Here is an 18946-nt window from a genome sequence, read left to right as displayed (position 1 = left end):
GTGGCGGGCGGTGCTGTCAGCCGGGCGACCTAGACTTGACGGGTCATGATCAGACCCGACTTGAGCCTCCCGATCCCCGCCGACATCACCGCCGCGCACTTCATCGGCATCGGTGGATCGGGCATGTCCGGCCTCGCCGGGATGTTCCTCGACCGCGGCATCCGCGTCTCGGGATCCGACCGGGCCGACAGCCCTGCGATGCGCGCGCTGGCCGCCCGCGGCGCCGACGTCCACATCGGACACGACGCGGCGCATCTTCCCGATGACGCCGACACGGTCGTCCACACCGGGGCGATCTGGCCCGAGAACCCCGAGTTCCTCCTCGCCAAGGAGCGCGGCCTGCACGTCATCCACCGCTCGCAGGCCCTGCACTGGCTCGTCGGCGGCCGCCGACTCGTGTCGGTGGCGGGTGCGCACGGCAAGACGACCTCCACGGGCATGATCGTCACGGCGCTCCGTGGTCTCGGGACGCGGCCGACCTTCGTGAACGGCGGTGTCATCGCCGACCTGGGTGTCTCGAGCGCGACCGGAGACGACGATGTATTCGTCATCGAAGCCGACGAGTCCGACGGCACCTTCCTTCTCTACGACACCTCCATCGCCCTCATCACGAACGTCGATCCGGATCACCTCGATCACTGGCAGACCCGAGAGTCGTTCTACGACGGCTTCGTCCGCTTCGCGGATGGCGCGCGCGAGGCCGTCGTCATCTCCGCCGACGACCCGGGTGCAGCACGCGTCGCGGCCGCCCTCAGCCACCGACGCGTCGTCACCTTCGGTGAGGCCGCCGACGCCGACGTCCGCGTCTCCGACATCGTGACGGACGGGCCGGTGTCGTTCTCGCTCACCGCCGGGGGAGAGACGGCCCACGGCCGGCTCTCGGTGCCGGGCGCCCACAACGCGATCAACGCGGCGGGCGCCGTCGCCGTGCTCGTCGCCCTCGGATACGAGCTCGAGCGCGCCCTCCGAGCGGTGGAAGGATTCGGCGGCACGGCCCGACGGTTCGAGCTCCACGGCGTCACCCGGGGCGTCAGCGTCTACGACGACTACGCGCACCACCCGACCGAGGTGGCCGCGGCGCTCTCCGCCGCGCGGACCGTCGTGGGCGGCGGGCGGATCATCGCCCTGCATCAGCCGCACACGTACTCGCGCACGCAGGAGATGTTCCGCGAGTTCGCCGACGTGCTCGAGACCCATGCCGACCACACGGTCGTCCTGGATGTGTACGGAGCGCGCGAAGATCCGGTGCCGGGAGTGACGGGCGAGTTGGTCAGCGGCGCGTTCACCGACCCCGGGCACGTGCACTTCGTCGCCGATTGGCAGGAGGCCGCCGACTACGCGGCGGGCGTCGCGCGCGAGGGCGACTTCATCGTCACCCTCGGTTGCGGCAACGTCAACCTGATCATCCCGCAGGTGCTCGAGTCGCTCGCCCGGGCGGAGGGGTAGCCGGTGCGTCGCCCGAGTCCGCTGCCACCGTCCCCGCGGCCGCGCGGCGGGCAGGACGGCGCCAGTGCGCCGGCCGACCGTCCCACGTCGGCTCCGCGGCGGGTGGACCCACCGCGGCGCGACGCCGATGAGCGGGGTGCGGGCGTGGCGGAAAGCGTCTCGCCGGACGCCACCGAGACCCAGCCCGTCGAGGAGCTGTGGCACCAGCGCGGCCGCGATTACGGGATAGCGCCGATCATCCCGTTCGATCCGCCCGCCCGCGGAGAGTCGGCGGCGCCGCCCGCATCCGATGTCTCGGATGTCGACGAGCCCGACCGGCCGCTCACGGCGCGCGATCTGTGGGGCGCGGCGCGTGCGAGGCGGCGGGCGCTGCGTCGCGAGGTGCGGCGCTTCACGGCACGTCAGCGTCGGCGCAGACGTATCTGGCTGATCTCCGCCGGCGTTCTGGCGGCTCTCGTGCTCGGGTCTATCGGCGCCGCCTACAGCCCCTTGTTCGCGGTCGAACGCGTCACGATCGTGGGAACCTCGCAACTCGACGCCGGCGCAGTCGAGACAGCGCTCGAGGGTCAGATCGGGACGCCGATGCCCCTCGTCGACGAGAGCGCTGTGAAGGCAGCACTCGTCTCCTTCCCGCTGGTCGAGTCGTACAGCCTCGAAGCGCGTCCTCCGCACGAGCTCGTGGTTCGCATCGTCGAGCGGACACCGGTCGGCGCCGTGCAGGGCGAGGCCGGTTACACGCTGGTCGATGCCGCGGGCGTCGCGCTGTCGACCACCCCGGAACCGCCGTCCGGCCAGCCGCTCCTCGAGGTCGAGGGAGGCCTGTCGTCGAGCACCTTCGCCGCCGCGGGGCAGGTCTTCCGCTCGCTGCCGGAGTCCCTGCGGACCCAGGTCACGGTGCTGTCCGCGACGACGCCGAACGACGTGACGCTCACGCTCACCGACGGCCGCTCGGTGGTCTGGGGTGGGGCGAGCGACTCGGCCAAGAAGGTCCAGGCGCTCGAAGCGCTCATGGCTGCTCGGCCGGATGCCTCCGGCTACGACGTGTCGTCGCCGCAGGCGGCAGTCGTCCGCTGAGGCGTCGATCCTGCCCCTTTTCCGCTGCTCCGAGAAACGCGCAACACGGGATGTCGCGACACGCCGCGCACGTCCGGCGGGTGAGTCCCTGAGTGCGTAGCTTCAACTCAGGAATTGCATACCCGGCAATTCTTTAAACCTCTACGTGAGGTTGAAGGTTTACGAACAGGGTTCGGGACGAGATGGAGGCCGGCATGAGCCAGAACCAGAACTACCTCGCGGTGATCAAGGTCGTCGGTGTGGGCGGTGGCGGCGTCAATGCCGTCAACCGGATGATCGAGCTGGGGCTGCGGGGTGTCGAGTTCATCGCGGTGAACACCGACGCGCAGGCGCTCCTCATGAGCGACGCGGACGTCAAGCTCGACGTCGGCCGCGAACTGACGCGAGGCCTCGGTGCCGGCGCCGACCCCGAGGTGGGTCGCCGCGCCGCAGAGGATCACGCCGAGGAGATCGAGGAGGCGCTCGCAGGTGCCGACATGGTCTTCGTCACCGCCGGTGAGGGCGGCGGAACCGGTACCGGCGGTGCTCCTGTCGTGGCGCGGATCGCCAAGTCGATCGGGGCGCTCACGATCGGTGTCGTCACCAAGCCCTTCTCGTTCGAGGGCCGTCGTCGCCAGAGCCAGGCCGAGGCCGGTGTGTCGAAGCTGAAGGAAGAGGTCGACACCCTCATCGTCGTCCCGAACGACCGCCTGCTCGAGATCAGCGATCGTGGCATCTCGATGGTCGAGGCTTTCGCGACCGCCGACCAGGTGCTCCTCGCCGGTGTCCAGGGCATCACCGACCTCATCACGACGCCCGGCCTCATCAACCTCGACTTCGCCGACGTGAAGTCGGTCATGCAGGGCGCCGGTTCGGCTCTCATGGGCATCGGCTCCGCTCGTGGCGCCGACCGCGCCATCAAGGCGGCCGAGCTGGCTGTCGAGTCGCCACTGCTCGAAGCCTCGATCGAAGGCGCCCACGGCGTCCTGCTGTCGATCCAGGGTGGATCGAACCTCGGCATCTTCGAGATCAACGACGCGGCGCAGCTCGTCAAGGAGGCGGCGCACCCCGAGGCCAACATCATCTTCGGTACGGTCATCGACGACACCCTCGGCGACGAGGTTCGCGTGACCGTCATCGCCGCGGGCTTCGACGGCGGCGAGCCCCAGGCTCGCATCGAGCCGATCGCCGCCGCCCGGCTGTCGGCGCCGCCGGTGGTCCCCGAGATCCCGGCTGAGCAGGCCGCGGCATCCGAGCCGGTCGAGCGTCGTGAGGCCAAGGAGACGGTGCCGGTCTCGGCGAAGAGCGAGTCGTACGACTCGGTCTTCGGTGACGATGACCTCGACATCCCCGACTTCCTGAAGTAGACCGAACGATCCATGCCGGACCTTGCCGCACGGCTCGCCGACGTCGACGCCCGCATCGCAGCTGCGATGCGGGCGTCGGGTCGCGCCGCGGATGAGGTGACGCGGATCGTGGTGACCAAGTTCCACCCTCCGGGGCTCATCACTGAGCTGCACGCCCTCGGCGTGCGCGACGTGGGGGAGAACCGACAGCAGGAGCTCACCGCCAAGCACGATGAGCTCGCCGACCTCGAGGGCATGCACTGGCATTTCATCGGGCAGGCGCAGACGAACAAGGCCCGTGCCGTGCGAGCCGCAGCGGATGTCGTCCACTCGGTGGATCGCGCGCGTATTGCCGACGCGCTCCATGTGGCGGCTCCCGAGGGGGCGCCGCTCGATGTGCTGGTGCAGGTCAATCTGACCGACGACCCGGGCCGCGGTGGCGTCGCGCCGAGCGGTGTCGAGGCCCTCGCCGCCCACGTGGCGGAGCACTGCACGAGTCTCCGGATGCGCGGTGTGATGGCTGTGGCTCCCCTCGGCGAGGAGCCGGCCGCGGCCTTCGCCCGTCTCGCGCAGGCGTCCGTCGCCCTGCGCTCCGTCGCGTCCGACGCGACCTGGATCTCCGCCGGGATGACCGGCGATTTCGTCGAAGCGATCTCCGCCGGTGCGACACACCTGCGGATCGGATCGGCAATCACGGGACCGCGCCCGGACCGCGGATAGCCTCGGAACAGACGAGCAAACGGAGGATGCGATGTCGAACCCGCTGAAGAAGACCATGGTTTACCTGGGCCTCGCAGATGAGGAAGAAATGTACGAAGAGCCGCAGGCCGAGCAGCAGCAGGCCCGCCGTGACAAGCCCGTCGAGAAGCCGGCCGCGCCGGTGACTCCGCTGCACCGTCCGGCGGTCGTGCGTCAGCCCACCACGGGAACCGTCAGCGAGATTCTGACCGTTCACCCCAAGCAGTATCGCGATGCGCAGGTCATCGCCGAGAACTTCCGCGAGGGTGTGCCGGTCATCATCAACCTCTCGCAGATGAGCGACGCCGACGCGCGGCGCCTCATCGATTTCGCGAGCGGACTCTCCCTCGGTCTGTACGGCCGCATCGAGCGCGTGACGAGCAAGGTGTTCCTGCTCTCACCCGAGAACATCGCCGTCTCCGGCGACGGCGCTGTGGCTCAGGCTGAGCCTGAGGCGGCGCCGTTCGCGCAGTGACCTGACGTGGATGTCGTTCGGCTGATCGCCGCGCTCGTCTACTTCGCTCTGCTGCTGTACATCCTCGTTCTGTTCGTCCGACTGATCCTGGAGTACATTCCCCTGTTCAACCGGGAGTGGCGCCCGCGGGGCTTCACCCTCGTGCTCGCCGAGGTCGTCTATACGATCACGGACCCCCCGATCAAGACACTGCGCCGGGTCATCCCTCCGATCCGACTCGGCGTCATCGCAATCGATCTGGCATTCCCGCTCACCATGCTGGCGTGCTTCATCCTGCTGTCGATCACCCGCGTGATCGCCTTCTCCTGAGGCGGTCGCGGCGGGATCGTCGCGACCGCGAAGGCGTCGGACTATGCTGGGTGGGTACGGCCCGCTGCGGCGGGTGCCGGCTGACCGGCCCGCGTCGTGAGCCCTGAAAGAGGACAACACCATGGCTTTGACCCCTGAAGACGTCGTCACCAAGCAGTTCCAGCACGTGCGTTTCAAGGAAGGATTCGACCCCGATGAGGTCGACGACTTCCTCGACGAGATCGTCGTGGAATGGCGCAAGACGATCGCCGAGAACGACGAGCTCAAGGCGAAGCTCGCTGCCTACGAGTCGGGTGAGACGCCCGCTGCAGCTCCCGCCGACGACGCCGTCGTCGAGGACGTGCCCGCGCCGGTTCCCGCCGTCGAGCAGCCCGCCCCGGCCGCCGACATGGCTCCCGCCGCCGCATCCGCCGGCATCATCGAGCTGGCCCAGCGCCTGCACGATGAGCACGTGGCCGAGGGCAAGGCGCAGCGCGACAAGCTCATCGCCGACGCGCAGGCTCAGGCTGCGTCGATCATCTCCGAGGCGGAGGCCCGCGGCCGCGACGAGGTGGCGCGTCTCGAGGCCGAGCGCGTGTCGCTCGAAGGTCGTATCTCCGAGCTGCAGCAGTTCGAGAAGGACTACCGCGGCCAGCTCCGCGGCTTCATCGAAAGCAAGCTCCGCGACCTCGACACGACCGGCGTCTCGGCCGGCGCGTAATCCTTGGCGTCGCGCAAGCGTCTGAACGGTCCGGCGGCCGGTGCCCTCGTCGCGATTCTCGCGGCAGTGGTACTGGCCGCCGACCAGTTCACAAAGTATCTCGCGCTCGAGAACCTGCCGTACCAGCGTGAGGTTCCGGTCCTCGGCGAGTTCTTCCAGCTGTATCTGACGAAGAACCCCGGCGCAGCGTTCTCGCTCGGCACGGGGGTCACCTGGCTCTTCACGCTCGCACTTGCGGCTGTGGCGGTCGTCGTGGTCGTGCTCACGGTCCGCAGCGTGCGCACGAGGTCGTGGGCCATCGTCCTCGGATTGCTCCTCGGGGGCGTCCTCGGGAACCTCACCGATCGCCTGCTCCGGGAACCCGGCTTCCTCGTCGGGCACGTCGTCGACTTCATCCACACCCCGTGGATGTGGCTGTGGTTCCCGTCGGCGATCTACAACGTCGCCGACATGTTCATCGTCACGATGATGATCTCCGTCGCCGTGCTGGTCGTGATCGGCGTCCGTTTCGACGGCTCACGCGAGCGCCGCAACGTGGACGAGGCCGCCGGGGCCGCTGCCACTGCGGATACGGAACGCTGACATGCCGCAACGCGCGCTCCCGGTTCCCGACGGGCTCGACGGCGTCCGTGTCGACGCCGCGCTGGCCAAGCTGCTCGGGTTCTCACGGACTTTCGCCGCGGAGGTGGCGGCTGCGGGTGGTGTGACGCTCGACGGTCGCACGCTCGGGAAGTCCGACAAGCTCGCCGCCGGAGCGTGGCTCGACGTGTTCTGGGAGGAGCGAGCAGAGGCTCAGATCGTCCCAGTCGCGGTTCCCGACCTCGGCATCGTGCACGACGATGACGACATCGTGGTCGTCGACAAGCCGGCGGGTGTCGCCGCCCATCCCTCGCTCGGCTGGGACGGCCCGACCGTGCTCGGCGCTCTGGCCGCTGCCGGCTATCGCATCGCGACGACCGGGGCGGCCGAGCGCCAGGGCGTGGTGCACCGCCTGGATGTCGGGACGAGCGGTCTCATGGTCGTCGCGAAGAGCGAGCGAGCCTACGTCGCCCTCAAGCGCGCGTTCAAGGAGCGTGAGGTCGAGAAGATCTATCACGCGGTGGTGCAGGGTCACCCCGACCCGCTCTCGGGGACGATCGACGCCCCGATCGGCCGCCACCCGTCGCACTCCTGGAAGTTCGCCGTCACGCCGACCGGGAAGGACTCGGTCACCCACTACGAGACGCTGGAGGCGTTCGTCGGCGCCTCCCTGCTCGAGATCCACCTGGAGACCGGTCGTACCCATCAGATCCGCGTGCACATGGCCGCCCACCGGCATCCGTGCGTCGGCGACCCGCTCTACGGTGCCGACCCGACACTGTCCGCCCGGCTCGGGTTGACGCGTCAATGGCTGCACGCTCATCGCCTCGCATTCGAACACCCCGTGACGGGGGAGTGGTCGGCGTTCACGTCGCCCTACGCCCCCGACCTCGCGCGCGCCCTCGAGATCCTCAGCGGCGACTGACGGGTCGGCCCGCGTTGGCCCCTCGCGTCGCGATCACGGCTCGCCGAGCCGATCGGCGAGAGCACGCGCCTCGCGACGCCCTGCGATGAGTCGATCAGACAGGCCGTCGTGCGCAGACTCGAGGGCACTGGCATCGCCGTGGGCGCGGAGCAGAGCGAGCCCGCCGCGGAGGTTCGCCGCCGCGCCGCCCAGGCCCGCGGCGACTGTGTCAGCGGCGACGGCGACGTCCGACATGAGGTGGCGGTTGCCGACGTCGGCGAGCAAGCGCACCTCGTCCCACACGCCGAGCGCGATCTCGCCGAGGGCAGCCGACGTCTCGATGGCGCGGGTCGCCGCATCGACGATGCGACGGTCGCGCTCGCCCGGGTCGTCGTCCGGCCTCAGCGCCGCACCGAGCGCGCCCGACGCCCGGCCGTCGTCGTCAGCCGCGGAGATGGCCGCGTCGCGGTGCCGTGCGAGACGGTCGTCGATCCCGTCCGCGGCCGGCTCCGCGGAGCTGTAGCGGCTCACCATCTGAGCGAGTGCCGCCGCGACGGCCGTCACGACTCCGCTGGCCGCTCCGCCGCCGGGGTCGCCGTTGTCCCGCGCGAGGGCGTCGAGCAGGTCGCCCAGGGCGACGCGCGAGCTCACCGGCCGCCCCGGAACGTCGCCGGGTCATCCTCGGCGACGGCGAGGGCGATCTTGCGGACGTGCTCGGGCGCGACGTCGATCATCTGTCCGAGGTCGTAGAACCCGACGTCGGTCAGCTCGCCGTCCGCAGGGTGCGGGTCGCCCGAGACCCAGGAGCACCGGAACACCAGGTCGAGGTAGTCGACCTGATCGCCGTTGGCGTAGACGATGCCGGGGATCTGGTGCACGAGGGCGAGGCGCTCCGCACGGACGACGACGCCCGCCTCTTCGAGACACTCGCGGACCGCGGCGTCTGCAGGCTCCTCACCCGGGTCGACGATGCCGGAGACCGGCTGCCAGCTCCCGTTGTCGGCGCGCTTGCCCAGGAGCACCTTCTCATCGCGGAACACCACGGCGGTGACCCCCACGAGGGGCAGCGGAGCGGTGCCGATCTTCTTGCGCAGATCGAGGACGAAGTCGGGAGTGGCCATGGGCCCAGCCTAGGACCGGTGTCCGAGCCCGAACGTAGACTCGTCTGGTGGCATCCGACTCCTTTGTTCATCTGCACGTGCACAGCGAGTACTCGATGCTCGACGGTGCAGCCAAGATCGCGGCCATGACTCAGGCGGCGGCCGACTACGGCATGCCCGCGATCGCGGTGACCGACCACGGCAACACGTTCGCCGCCTTCGAGTTCTACCGTGCCGCGAAGGCGGCCGGCGTCAAGCCGATCATCGGTCTCGAGGCCTACGTGACGCCGGGAACGCACCGCAGCGACAAGTCGCGCGTGGCGTGGGGATCGCCCGAGCAGAAGAGCGACGACGTCTCCGGTTCCGGCGCCTACACCCACATGACGATGTGGAGCCAGAGCACCGAGGGCATGCACAACCTCTTCCGGCTGAGCTCCCTGTCGAGCATGGAGGGCTACTACTTCAAACCGCGCATGGACCGCGAGCTGCTGCAGACCTACGGCAAGGGGCTCATCGCGACGACGGGCTGCCCCTCGGGGGAGGTGCAGACGCGGCTCCGCCTCGGTCAGTACGACGCCGCTCGCGCCGCGGCCGCCGAATTCCAGGACATCTTCGGCAAGGAGAACTACTTCGCCGAGATCATGGATCACGGCCTGTCGATCGAGCGCCGGGTGATGACCGACCTGCTGCGGCTGGCGAAAGACCTCGACATCCCGCTCGTCGCGACCAACGACTCGCACTACACGCATCAGCACGAGGCCGATGCGCACGCGGCGCTCCTCTGCGTGCAGTCAGGCTCGACGCTCGACGATCCGAACCGCTTCAAGTTCGACGGCGACGGCTACTACATCAAGACGGCCCAGGAGATGCGGCAGCTGTTCCGCGACCACCCCGAGGCGTGCGACAACACCCTGCTGATCGCCGAGCGCTGCGAGGTCGAGTTCAACACCTCGGCCAACTACATGCCGCGGTTCCCCGTACCCGACGGCGAGACCGAAGACAGCTGGCTCGTGAAAGAGGTCGAGGCGGGGCTCCACTACCGATACCCCGGCGGCATCCCCGACAAGGTGCGCAAGCAGGCCGAGTACGAGACGGGCATCATCCTCCAGATGGGCTTCCCGGGCTACTTCCTCGTCGTCGCCGACTTCATCAACTGGGCGAAGGACAACGGCATCCGGGTCGGTCCCGGGCGTGGCTCGGGCGCCGGATCGATGGTGGCCTACGCGATGCGCATCACCGACCTCGATCCTCTCGAGCACGGTCTCATCTTCGAGCGGTTCCTCAACCCCGATCGTGTCAGCATGCCCGACTTCGACGTCGACTTCGACGACCGTCGCCGCGGCGAGGTCATCGAGTACGTGACCGAGAAGTACGGCTCCGAGCGCGTCGCGCAGATCGTCACCTACGGCACGATCAAGTCGAAGCAGGCACTGAAGGATGCCGGCCGCGTGCTGGGGTTCCCCTTCAGCATGGGCGAGAAGCTCACCAAGGCGATGCCGCCGGCGGTGATGGGCAAGGACATGCCGCTGGACGGCATGTACAACAAGGAGCACCCGCGGTTCAAGGAAGCCAGCGAGTTCCGCGCCTTGATCGACACCGATCCCGAGGCGAAGACCGTGTTCGATCGCGCCCTCGGGCTCGAGGGCCTGAAGCGGCAGTGGGGCGTGCACGCGGCCGGCGTCATCATGTCGTCGGAGCCGCTGCTCGACATCATCCCCATCATGCGTCGCGAGCAGGACGGTCAGATCGTCACGCAGTTCGACTACCCCTCGTGCGAGACGCTCGGTCTCATCAAGATGGACTTCCTGGGGCTGCGCAACCTCACGATCATCTCGGATGCGCTCGATAACATCCGCATGAACCGGGGTGAGGAGCTCGACCTCGAGCATCTCGCGCTCGACGACCGCCCGGCCTACGACCTGCTCACCCGCGGCGACACGCTCGGGGTGTTCCAGCTCGACGGCGGACCGATGCGATCGCTGCTCCGCCTGATGAAGCCCGACAACTTCGAGGACATCTCGGCTGTCATCGCGCTGTACCGGCCGGGCCCCATGGGCGCGAACTCGCACACGAACTACGCACTGCGCAAGAACGGCCTGCAGCCGATCACGCCGATCCACCCCGAGCTCGAAGAGCCGCTGCGCGACATCCTCGACACGACCTACGGCCTGATCATCTATCAGGAGCAGGTCATGGCGATCGCGCAGAAGGTCGCCGGCTTCTCGCTCGGCCAGGCCGACATCCTCCGCCGCGCGATGGGCAAGAAGAAGAAGTCCGAACTCGACAAGCAGTACGAGGGCTTCTCGGGCGGTATGAAGGAACGCGGCTTCGGCGAGGGCGCTATCAAAGCGCTCTGGGACATCCTGCTCCCGTTCTCCGACTACGCGTTCAACAAGGCGCACTCCGCTGCGTACGGCCTGGTCTCGTACTGGACGGCCTACCTCAAGGCGCACTACCCCGCCGAGTACATGGCCGCACTCCTCACGAGCGTCGGCGATTCGAAGGACAAGATGGCGGTGTACCTCAACGAGTGCCGCCGCATGGGCATCAGGGTGCTGCCGCCCGACGTCGGCGAGTCGATCCGATACTTCGCCGCCGTCGGCGAGGACATCCGATTCGGTCTGGGCGCGGTGCGGAACGTCGGTGCCAACGTCGTCGACGGCATCATCGCGTCGCGGGCCGATGACAACTACGTCAGCTTCCACGACTTCCTCACCAAGGTCCCGCTCCACGTCGCGAACAAGCGGACCGTCGAGTCCCTCATCAAGGCTGGCGCGTTCGACTCACTGGGCTCGACCCGCCGCGCCCTGATGGAGATCCACGAGGACGCGGTCGAAGCCGCGGTCGACGCGAAGCGCAAGGCCGCGACCGGTGCGATCGGATTCGATTTCGACAGCCTGTACGACGAGGCCGAGGAAGTCATGCCGGCCAAGGTGCCCGAGCGGCCCGAATGGACGAAGAAGGACAAGCTGGCCTTCGAGCGCGAGATGCTCGGACTCTACGTGTCCGACCATCCGCTCGCCGGGCTGGAGATCCCGCTGGCCAAGCACGCCTCCACCTCGATCCACGACCTGCTGGCGTCGGATGACGTCCAGGACGGCGATCAGGTCACCGTCGCCGGGCTCGTCACGAGCGTGCAGCACCGCGTCGCCAAGCAGAGCGGCAACCCCTACGGCATGATCACCGTCGAGGACTTCGATGGTGAAGTGACCGTGATGTTCATGGGGAAGACGTATACGGAGTTCCAGAGCATGCTCGTGGCCGACTCGATCCTCGTCGTCCGAGGGCGGGTGTCGCGACGCGACGACGGGCTGAACCTGCACGGCCAATCCGCGTTCTCTCCCGACCTCGGTTCATTCGATGCCGCCGGGCCGCTCGTGCTGCTGCTTCCGGAGCAGCGTGCGACGGAGTCGACGATCGGCGAGCTGGCGGCCGTCCTGCGTCGTCACAGCGGTGAGACCGAGGTGTCGCTGAAGCTCCACAGGGCGGGTACGGCGAAGGTGTTCGAGGTGCCGCATCCGGTACGCGTCACGCCCGATCTCTACGGTGAGCTCAAGGGACTTCTGGGACCTCAGTGTCTGGGTTGAGCCGGGTAGGATTCCACCGCAGCGCAACCGCCGCGACGAAGGGAACATCGTGACCGACGAGAAGAACATCCACTCCGACGACGGCCGTCCCGAGGACGCAGCGCCCGGCGTTGCCGAGCCGGCACACGAGACCACAGCCACCGACGACTTCGACGGTGCGCAGACCGACGCGGCCTCGGACGCGTTCGCGCCCGCAGCGGATGCAGCGGTCGTGATCGACGAGTCCGCGGTCGAGCCCGTCGTGATCGAGGAGCCCGCCGAGCACGCCCCGGTCGACGACGCGGCGGAGATGCCGGCGTCATCCGAAGACACCTCTGCCGCGTCCGCCGTGTCCGGGCAGACCTCGGTCCTTCCCGGCTCGGACGAGCGCGGCGCGCAGTCCGCCGTGGGCTCGTCGGGGGAGGTGCCGCCGCAGTACGGCGTGGGTCCGCTCTCGATCCGCGAGGTCGCACTCGCCGGCGTCTGGGCTGTCGCGTTCATCTGCTCGTTCTTCCCCGTGTACGGCCGCTTCGGTGCCGGGGTGTCGGTGTGGGGCGCGGGGATCGACTGGATCCTGACGATCGGCGTGCCCACGGTCGCGGTCTTCCTGGTGCTGCTGCGCCGCTTCTCGCCGCAGGGCATCCGCCGTGTCGGCTCCCTCGGCATCGATCAGTTCGCGTCGGTCGCCTTCTCGGTCTCCGCCACCGTGTGGCTCGGGATCATCTGGAGCTCGTTCGCGGGCCTCGCCCAGTCCGGCGTGTTCCTCGCGAGCTGGGTCGTGTGGGTCGAGGTGATCCTGGCTCTGGCGGGGGTCGTGCTCACCGTCGTCGCGCCCCACCTTCCCGTTCTCGGCGACGATTTCGCGCACCGGCCCGAATCGCCGGCGCACCGGGTGGCGCGGGCGACGCGTCCGGTCGTCGCCCGGCCGGCATCCGCCCGCCCGGCCCCGCACACCGGCCCGTCGCACACCGCATCGGCGCACAGCGCTCCGCACGCAGCAGGCGCCGGCACCCCCGCCTACACCGGCTACGCCGCTCCGGCCGGCTACGCCGTCCCCGCGGAGGCTCCGGCATCCTCTGGCGCGCCCGAGTCGGCACCGGCCGACGCTGCGGAGCCGTTCGACACCGGCGCGACGACGGTCATCGAGCCCGTTGCCGCGCCCCAGGCGTTCTGGGCGCTCGCCCCGGATGAGCGCGATGTCCTCGACGAGATGGGTGTGCCGCTCTTCCGGATCGGGCCGACGGCATGGGCCCTCGTCATCGAGGATCGCGGCGAGGTCTTCGTGGTCCGCCACGAGGACGGCCGCGTCGGATATCTCCACGAGACCAGCGATGTCACGCGCGGCTGAGTCCGCCGCGGGCGCGCGCTAGCCTGGAACGATGCGCACTATCGATCTTCGCGGCCGTCGTCTGACGCCCGCCGAGTTGCTCGCCGCCGTTCCCCGGGCCGAAGCCGCCCGCGGGCTTGCTCTGGCTACGGCAGCTGAGATCGTGCATGATGTCGCCGCTCGCGGAGAGGTTTCGCTCCGTGAGCAGGCGGCTCGCTTCGACGGGGTCGAAGATCACGCGGTACGAGTTCCCGCTGAACACCTCGATGAGGCACTGGAGGGTATCTCCCCGGCCGTGAGAACTGCGATCGAGGAATCCATCCGCCGCGTGCGGTTGGCGTCGGCCGCTCAGGTCCCGCCCGACCGGGTCACCGAGCTCGGCCCGGGTGCCCGCGTCGAGCAGCGCTGGCGACCCGTCCGGCGCGTCGGGGTCTACGTCCCCGGCGGTAAAGCGGTGTATCCCTCCAGTGTCGTGATGAACGTCGTGCCGGCGCAGGTCGCCGGTGTCGAGACGGTGGCGCTGGCTTCGCCTCCGCAGCGCGACCACGGCGGGCGTATTCACCCGGTGATCCTCGCGGCGGCACGTCTCCTCGGTATCTCGGAGGTCTACGCGATGGGCGGAGCCGGCGCGATCGGCGCGTTCGCGTACGGCGTCGACTCTCTCGAGCTCGATCCCGTCGATGTCATCTCCGGGCCGGGCAACAACTTCGTCGCCCTCGCGAAGCGCGTCGTCGCGGGCGTCGTCGGCACCGACTCCGAGGCCGGCGCCACCGAGATCCTGATCGTCGCCGACGCTGACGCCGACGCCGATCTCGTGGCTGCTGACCTTGTCAGCCAGGCCGAGCACGACGAGCAGGCAGCCGCAGTCCTCGTCACGGACTCCGCCGATCTCGCCGCCGCGGTGGCGGAGCGGGTCTCAGTCCGTGCGGCCGGTACACGTCACGCGGACCGCGTCGCGATCGCCCTGGACGGCCCCCAGTCCGCGATCGTCCTCGTCGACGACATCCCGGCTGCGGCCGCGTTCTCGAACGCCTACGCGCCCGAGCACCTCGAACTGCACCTGCGCGATCCGCGTCCTGACGAGTACGTGAACGCGGGGGCCGTCTTCGTCGGTTCGCACACCCCGGTGAGCCTCGGCGACTATCTCGCCGGCAGCAACCACGTGCTCCCGACCGGGGGACAGGCGCGCTACGCCGCCGGTCTCGGTGCCGCGACCTTCCTGCGATCGCAGCAGGTGATCACCTATGACCGTGAGGCGCTGCGCGCGGTGCACGACGGCATCCTGGCTCTATCCGACTCGGAACAGCTTCCCGCGCACGGCGAAGCGGTCTCGGCGCGGTTCGACGCGTAATCTGGGCTCGTCATGCATTGCCCTTTCTGCCGCAATCCCGATTCCCGCGTCATCGACTCCCGCACGAGCGATGACGGCCTCAGCATCCGTCGCAGGCGCCAGTGCCCGAAGTGCGGCGGCCGTTTCTCGACGATCGAGACGGCGAGCCTCAACGTCATCAAGCGCTCGGGAGTCATCGAGCCGTTCAGCCGCGAGAAGGTGATGTCGGGCGTCCGCAAGGCGTGTCAGGGCAGACCGGTCACCGAGGCCGACCTCGCCGTACTGGCGCAGGCGGTCGAAGAGGCCGTGCGCCAGACCGGTTCGTCGCAGATCGATACGAACGAGATCGGCCTCGCGATCCTCGGACCGCTGCGCAATCTCGACGAGATCGCCTATCTGCGATTCGCGAGTGTGTATCAGGCGTTCGACACGCTCGAAGATTTCGAAGCAGCGATCGAACAGCTGCGTGCCGATCACATCGCGGCACGGACATCGGAGGGGTCGGGCGCGCTCTAGGCTGGACGGCGATGTATCCGTTCATCTTCCGCACCGTCTTCTCGCGCATGGAGCCGGAGACGGCGCACCACCTGGTGGTCCCGGTCATCCGTCTGCTCGGCGTCCCGCCCTTCTCGACCATCGCCCGTGCGCTGACCCGTCCGGACGCGTCGCTTCGGACCGAGGCGCTGGGACTCGTCTTCGACTCGCCGTTCGGTGTGGCGGCAGGGTTCGACAAGAACGCGGTCATGGTGCGCGGGCTCGGCGCCCTCGGCTTCGGGCACGTCGAGATCGGTACCGTGACGGCTGTGCCGCAGGAAGGCAATCCCCGGCCTCGGCTGTTCCGGTTGATTCCGGATCGTGCGCTCGTCAACCGCATGGGCTTCAACAACCGCGGCGCGGCGGCCGCGGCATCCCGCCTCCGGCGTCTGCGTCGCGGCCGGAACCATGCCATCGTCGGAGCGAACATCGGCAAGAGCCGCGTCGTCGACGTCGAGCAGGCCACCGCCGACTACGTCACGAGCACGCGTCTGGTCGCCCCCGAGGCCGACTATCTGGTCGTCAACGTCTCGTCGCCCAACACACCCGGGCTCCGCGGACTGCAGGCGGTCGAGACGCTCCGCCCGCTGCTCGAGGCCGTGCGGGATGCGGCCGGCGCGACGCCCCTCCTGGTGAAGATCGCGCCCGACCTCGCGGATGACGAGGTCACCGCCATCGCGCGGATGGCCGTCGACGCCGGCCTGGCCGGCCTCATCGCCACGAACACCACGATCTCTCGCGACGGCCTGCTGACGGACGAGGCGACTATCGAGCAGATCGGCGCCGGCGGACTCTCGGGCGCGCCGCTTCGCCGTCGCGCGCTCGAGGTGCTGCGCGTGGTGCGGTCGGCCGTCCCCGATGATTTCTGCGTCATCGCAGCCGGGGGAGTGGAGACCGCGGTGGACGTGCAGGAGCGGCTGGCCGCGGGCGCCGATCTGGTTCAGGGGTACACCGCGTTCATCTACCGCGGCCCCCTGTGGGCACGGCAGATCAACCGTGGTCTGGTCGATCTCAGACGGGGCGCTGGCCGCGCTTGACCTGAGGCTTCGGCAGACGCATGAAGCGCATCTGGATCGAGCGCATCGCGCCGTACCAGCCGAGGCCCTTCTCCATGCGTTCTGCGCCGAACTTCGCTCGAACGGCCTTCTTCACGCGGATGCTGGTGATGACCATGTCGCCGATCACGAGCAGGATGAACGACCACAGGGCGATGAACGCGTAGAAGGTCACCGCGTTCGAGCCGAGGAACGTCACGATGATGACGAGCACCATCGCGCCCATGACGAGTTCGCCGAGGTGCCATCCGGCGTCGATGTAGTCGCGGACGAAACGACGCTGCGGTCCCTTGTCGCGCATCGGCAGATAGCGCTCGTCGCCGTTGGCCATACCGATACGCGCTTTGTCGCGGCGCTCGGCGAGCTCTGCGCGAGCGCGCGCCTTCGCTTCTTTGGTGTCCGGCACCAGAGGGCGCTTGCGGGCCGCCTCCTGGGCGGCGCGGCTGGGGGTGGGACGGTTCTTGCCGGAGCCCGTCGACGCCTGAGCGGCGTCGTCCGGAGCAGGGGCAGCGGGAGTTTTGGCCACGGGGATCCTCGGGTTCTGCGACGAACGTGCCTCTTAAGATTACCCGCATGACCTCCGAATCTCCTCGGTCCGTCGCTGTGCGCGACGCCGCCTTCTCCGCCGTCCCCGCCACCCTCGCCGATCTCGGCGCGCTCGTGCGGATTCCCTCGGTCGCGTTCCCCGGATTCGACCGGGCCGAGGTGGAGCGCAGCGCCGCGGCCGTCGCCGATCTGGCGCGCGGGCTCGGCATCTTCGATCGCGTCGAGGTGGCGACGGCGACCATTCCGGAGACGGGTGAGGAGGGGATGCCGGCGGTGTTGGCGACTCGCGCTGCGCGCAATGGCCGACCGACGATCCTCCTGTACGCGCACCACGATGTGCAGCCGGTCGGCGATGAGGCCCTGTGGGACTCCGCTCCCTTCGAGCCCACCGTCCGTGATGGTCGCCTGTACGGTCGCGGCGCAGCCGACGACAAGGCCGGGGTCATGGCACACATCGGCGCCCTGCGTGCTCTCGTCGAGGCGGCCGGCGAAGACTTCGACCTCGGCGTCAACCTCTTCATCGAGGGTGAGGAGGAAGCCGGGTCGGCGTCCTTCGCGGCATTCCTGTCCGACAACGCCGACGCCCTGCGTGCTGACGTGATCGTCGTGGCCGACTCCGGCAACTGGGATGCGACCACGCCTGCGCTCACCGTTTCGCTCCGGGGCAACGCGCGCTTCACGATGACGGTGCGCACACTCGAGCACGCGTCGCACTCGGGGATGTTCGGGGGAGCGGTCCCGGACGCGATGCTGGCGACGGTGAAGCTGCTCGCCACGCTCTGGGACGACGACGGCGGCGTCGCCGTGGAGGGACTGTCCGAGCGTGACGCGGAGACGCCGGAGTACTCAGAGGAGACGCTCCGTTCCGAGGCCGGTCTCCCGCCGGGTGTCTCGCCGATCGGATCGGGAACGATCCTCTCGCGCATCTGGAACAAGCCCTCCATCACCGTGACGGGCATCGACGCTCCCAGCGTGCGCAACGCATCGAACACGCTGAGTCCCGAGGTTTCCGTGGTGATCTCCACCCGCGTGGCTCCGGGGCAGTCCGCCGAAGAGGCGTACCAAGCGATCGAGGCCCACCTGCGCGCCCATGCACCGTTCGGTGCCCAACTGAGCTTCCGCGACATCGAGACCGGGAATCCGTTCCTCGTCGACACCAGCGGAGACGCCGTCGCGCACGCTCGCGCGGCCCTCGCTGAGGGCTACGGGGTCGATCCCGTGGACATCGGTGTGGGCGGGTCCATCCCGTTCATCGCGGACCTCGCGCGGGAGTTCCCGGCGGCCCAGATCCTCGTCACCGGTGTCGAAGACCCGCACGCCCGCGCCCACAGCCCGAACGAGTCGCTCCACCTCGACACCTTCCGGCACGCCCTCGTGTCCGAGGCGCTGCTGCTCGAGCGGTTGGACGCCAGTTCGCGCTGACGGTCACGACGTCGTCTCGGACCGACCCGCGGCCGGTGCTCACGCGTAGAATCGTGGCACCGGCCGCGTGTCTCGCGGCCCGAGACCTCGGGAGAATCATGACCGACATCGCCACGTCCGACACCGTCCGTGCCCACGGCGTCTCGCTGACCGATGAGGCGGCGCTCAAGGTGAAGAGCCTCCTCTCGCAGGAGAACCGCGACGACCTGCGTCTTCGGGTCGCCGTCCAGCCCGGCGGCTGCAGCGGACTGATCTACCAGCTCTACTTCGACGAGCGGTTCCTCGACGGCGACAAGGCCGTCGAGTTCGACGGCGTCGAGGTCATCGTCGACGACATGTCCGTGCCCTACCTCGACGGCGCGACGATCGACTTCAAGGACACGATCTCGGAGCAGGGCTTCACGATCGACAACCCCAACGCGGCGGGCTCGTGCGCGTGCGGCGACAGCTTCCACTGAGCCTCGCCCGCGACATCCCCCGTCTCCGACATCCTGAATGGATGGCCTGAATAGGGTG

At 69.0% G+C, this 18946-nt stretch carries 19 protein-coding genes; 16 read left to right on the top strand and 3 right to left on the bottom strand.

Annotated elements, in window-relative coordinates:
• Positions 1 to 45: 45 nt before the first annotated feature.
• From murC to ACLBWJ_RS03695, 9 genes are all read left to right on the top strand, one after another.
• Complete coding sequence (gene murC / locus ACLBWJ_RS03735) at positions 46 to 1446, top strand: UDP-N-acetylmuramate--L-alanine ligase (protein WP_404568103.1); 1401 nt, start codon at positions 46 to 48, stop codon at positions 1444 to 1446.
• A 144-nt stretch (positions 1447 to 1590) separates the two neighbouring features.
• The gene (locus tag ACLBWJ_RS03730) at positions 1591 to 2520 is read left to right on the top strand and encodes an FtsQ-type POTRA domain-containing protein (protein ID WP_323987503.1); all 930 of its coding nucleotides are present in this window, start codon (positions 1591 to 1593) and stop codon (positions 2518 to 2520) included.
• A 194-nt stretch (positions 2521 to 2714) separates the two neighbouring features.
• Positions 2715 to 3866, top strand: a complete 1152-nt coding sequence (gene ftsZ, locus ACLBWJ_RS03725) for a cell division protein FtsZ (protein ID WP_323987504.1) — start codon at positions 2715 to 2717, stop codon at positions 3864 to 3866.
• 12 nt (positions 3867 to 3878) lie between these two features.
• Positions 3879 to 4565 (top strand): YggS family pyridoxal phosphate-dependent enzyme, encoded by a 687-nt coding sequence (locus tag ACLBWJ_RS03720; protein WP_274177637.1) that lies wholly within the window; start codon positions 3879 to 3881, stop codon positions 4563 to 4565.
• A gap of 31 nt (positions 4566 to 4596) precedes the next feature.
• Positions 4597 to 5058 carry a cell division protein SepF gene (locus ACLBWJ_RS03715; RefSeq protein WP_112613960.1) on the top strand — a complete coding sequence of 154 codons (462 nt, stop codon included), beginning with the start codon at positions 4597 to 4599 and terminating at the stop codon, positions 5056 to 5058.
• 6 nt (positions 5059 to 5064) lie between these two features.
• Positions 5065 to 5367: a YggT family protein gene (locus tag ACLBWJ_RS03710; protein WP_112613962.1), complete on the top strand. Its 303-nt coding sequence runs from the start codon at positions 5065 to 5067 to the stop codon at positions 5365 to 5367.
• A gap of 121 nt (positions 5368 to 5488) precedes the next feature.
• Positions 5489 to 6067 (top strand): DivIVA domain-containing protein, encoded by a 579-nt coding sequence (locus ACLBWJ_RS03705; RefSeq protein WP_112613964.1) that lies wholly within the window; start codon positions 5489 to 5491, stop codon positions 6065 to 6067.
• A 3-nt stretch (positions 6068 to 6070) separates the two neighbouring features.
• On the top strand, positions 6071 to 6649 hold the full coding sequence (gene lspA / locus ACLBWJ_RS03700) for a signal peptidase II (protein ID WP_439117169.1): 579 nt from the start codon (positions 6071 to 6073) through the stop codon (positions 6647 to 6649).
• A gap of 1 nt (position 6650) precedes the next feature.
• Positions 6651 to 7571 carry an RluA family pseudouridine synthase gene (locus ACLBWJ_RS03695; protein ID WP_323987505.1) on the top strand — a complete coding sequence of 307 codons (921 nt, stop codon included), beginning with the start codon at positions 6651 to 6653 and terminating at the stop codon, positions 7569 to 7571.
• A 33-nt stretch (positions 7572 to 7604) separates the two neighbouring features.
• On the opposite strand, the gene ACLBWJ_RS03690 is transcribed toward ACLBWJ_RS03695, so the two are convergent.
• Both ACLBWJ_RS03690 and ACLBWJ_RS03685 read right to left on the bottom strand, forming a co-directional pair.
• Complete coding sequence (locus ACLBWJ_RS03690; RefSeq protein WP_274177638.1) at positions 7605 to 8201, bottom strand: cyclodeaminase/cyclohydrolase family protein; 597 nt, start codon at positions 8199 to 8201, stop codon at positions 7605 to 7607.
• Complete coding sequence (locus ACLBWJ_RS03685; RefSeq protein WP_447659741.1) at positions 8198 to 8671, bottom strand: NUDIX hydrolase; 474 nt, start codon at positions 8669 to 8671, stop codon at positions 8198 to 8200. Before ACLBWJ_RS03685 ends, ACLBWJ_RS03690 begins: the two co-directional genes overlap by 4 nt.
• A 47-nt stretch (positions 8672 to 8718) precedes the next feature.
• Between ACLBWJ_RS03685 and dnaE the strand changes: the two genes are divergently transcribed.
• From dnaE to ACLBWJ_RS03660, 5 genes are read left to right on the top strand one after another with little or no spacing between them, the layout of a single operon-like run.
• Entirely contained in the window at positions 8719 to 12237 is a 3519-nt protein-coding gene (gene dnaE, locus ACLBWJ_RS03680; protein WP_269266593.1) for a DNA polymerase III subunit alpha, read from the top strand.
• Between the two features lie 49 nt (positions 12238 to 12286).
• On the top strand, positions 12287 to 13564 hold the full coding sequence (locus ACLBWJ_RS03675) for a hypothetical protein (RefSeq protein WP_447659740.1): 1278 nt from the start codon (positions 12287 to 12289) through the stop codon (positions 13562 to 13564).
• Between the two features lie 31 nt (positions 13565 to 13595).
• Positions 13596 to 14894, top strand: a complete 1299-nt coding sequence (gene hisD / locus ACLBWJ_RS03670; protein WP_274177640.1) for a histidinol dehydrogenase — start codon at positions 13596 to 13598, stop codon at positions 14892 to 14894.
• A gap of 12 nt (positions 14895 to 14906) precedes the next feature.
• Complete coding sequence (nrdR, locus tag ACLBWJ_RS03665; protein WP_269266590.1) at positions 14907 to 15389, top strand: transcriptional regulator NrdR; 483 nt, start codon at positions 14907 to 14909, stop codon at positions 15387 to 15389.
• An 11-nt stretch (positions 15390 to 15400) separates the two neighbouring features.
• Positions 15401 to 16444: a quinone-dependent dihydroorotate dehydrogenase gene (locus tag ACLBWJ_RS03660; protein WP_404568098.1), complete on the top strand. Its 1044-nt coding sequence runs from the start codon at positions 15401 to 15403 to the stop codon at positions 16442 to 16444.
• On the opposite strand, the gene ACLBWJ_RS03655 is transcribed toward ACLBWJ_RS03660, so the two are convergent.
• A complete protein-coding gene (locus ACLBWJ_RS03655; protein ID WP_112613982.1) occupies positions 16419 to 16988 on the bottom strand; it encodes a DUF3043 domain-containing protein in 570 nt (189 codons plus the stop codon). The genes ACLBWJ_RS03660 and ACLBWJ_RS03655 overlap by 26 nt on opposite strands.
• A 47-nt stretch (positions 16989 to 17035) precedes the next feature.
• Between ACLBWJ_RS03655 and ACLBWJ_RS03650 the strand changes: the two genes are divergently transcribed.
• The gene (locus ACLBWJ_RS03650) at positions 17036 to 18430 is read left to right on the top strand and encodes a M20/M25/M40 family metallo-hydrolase (RefSeq protein ID WP_447659739.1); all 1395 of its coding nucleotides are present in this window, start codon (positions 17036 to 17038) and stop codon (positions 18428 to 18430) included.
• A 98-nt stretch (positions 18431 to 18528) separates the two neighbouring features.
• Positions 18529 to 18888, top strand: a complete 360-nt coding sequence (erpA, locus tag ACLBWJ_RS03645) for an iron-sulfur cluster insertion protein ErpA (RefSeq protein WP_404568097.1) — start codon at positions 18529 to 18531, stop codon at positions 18886 to 18888.
• Positions 18889 to 18946 lie beyond the last annotated feature (58 nt).

The organism is Microbacterium sp. M4A5_1d (assembly GCF_053345465.1).
Note: the sequence above shows the minus strand (reverse complement) of the source record. Positions and strands in the feature narration are given on the sequence as shown.

What these genes read in the sequence shown, in the direction of transcription:
- ACLBWJ_RS03705 (WP_112613964.1), top strand. Translation starts at nt 5,489, where the DNA reads ATGGCTTTGACCCCTGAAGACGTCGTCACCAAGCAGTTCCAGCACGTG.
- ACLBWJ_RS03720 (WP_274177637.1), top strand. Translation starts at nt 3,879, where the DNA reads ATGCCGGACCTTGCCGCACGGCTCGCCGACGTCGACGCCCGCATCGCA.
- ACLBWJ_RS03685 (WP_447659741.1), bottom strand. Translation starts at nt 8,671, where the DNA reads ATGGCCACTCCCGACTTCGTCCTCGATCTGCGCAAGAAGATCGGCACC.
- ftsZ (WP_323987504.1), top strand. Translation starts at nt 2,715, where the DNA reads ATGAGCCAGAACCAGAACTACCTCGCGGTGATCAAGGTCGTCGGTGTG.
- hisD (WP_274177640.1), top strand. Translation starts at nt 13,596, where the DNA reads ATGCGCACTATCGATCTTCGCGGCCGTCGTCTGACGCCCGCCGAGTTG.
- murC (WP_404568103.1), top strand. Translation starts at nt 46, where the DNA reads ATGATCAGACCCGACTTGAGCCTCCCGATCCCCGCCGACATCACCGCC.
- nrdR (WP_269266590.1), top strand. Translation starts at nt 14,907, where the DNA reads ATGCATTGCCCTTTCTGCCGCAATCCCGATTCCCGCGTCATCGACTCC.
- erpA (WP_404568097.1), top strand. Translation starts at nt 18,529, where the DNA reads ATGACCGACATCGCCACGTCCGACACCGTCCGTGCCCACGGCGTCTCG.
- ACLBWJ_RS03715 (WP_112613960.1), top strand. Translation starts at nt 4,597, where the DNA reads ATGTCGAACCCGCTGAAGAAGACCATGGTTTACCTGGGCCTCGCAGAT.
- ACLBWJ_RS03660 (WP_404568098.1), top strand. Translation starts at nt 15,401, where the DNA reads ATGTATCCGTTCATCTTCCGCACCGTCTTCTCGCGCATGGAGCCGGAG.
- ACLBWJ_RS03695 (WP_323987505.1), top strand. Translation starts at nt 6,651, where the DNA reads ATGCCGCAACGCGCGCTCCCGGTTCCCGACGGGCTCGACGGCGTCCGT.
- ACLBWJ_RS03650 (WP_447659739.1), top strand. Translation starts at nt 17,036, where the DNA reads ATGACCTCCGAATCTCCTCGGTCCGTCGCTGTGCGCGACGCCGCCTTC.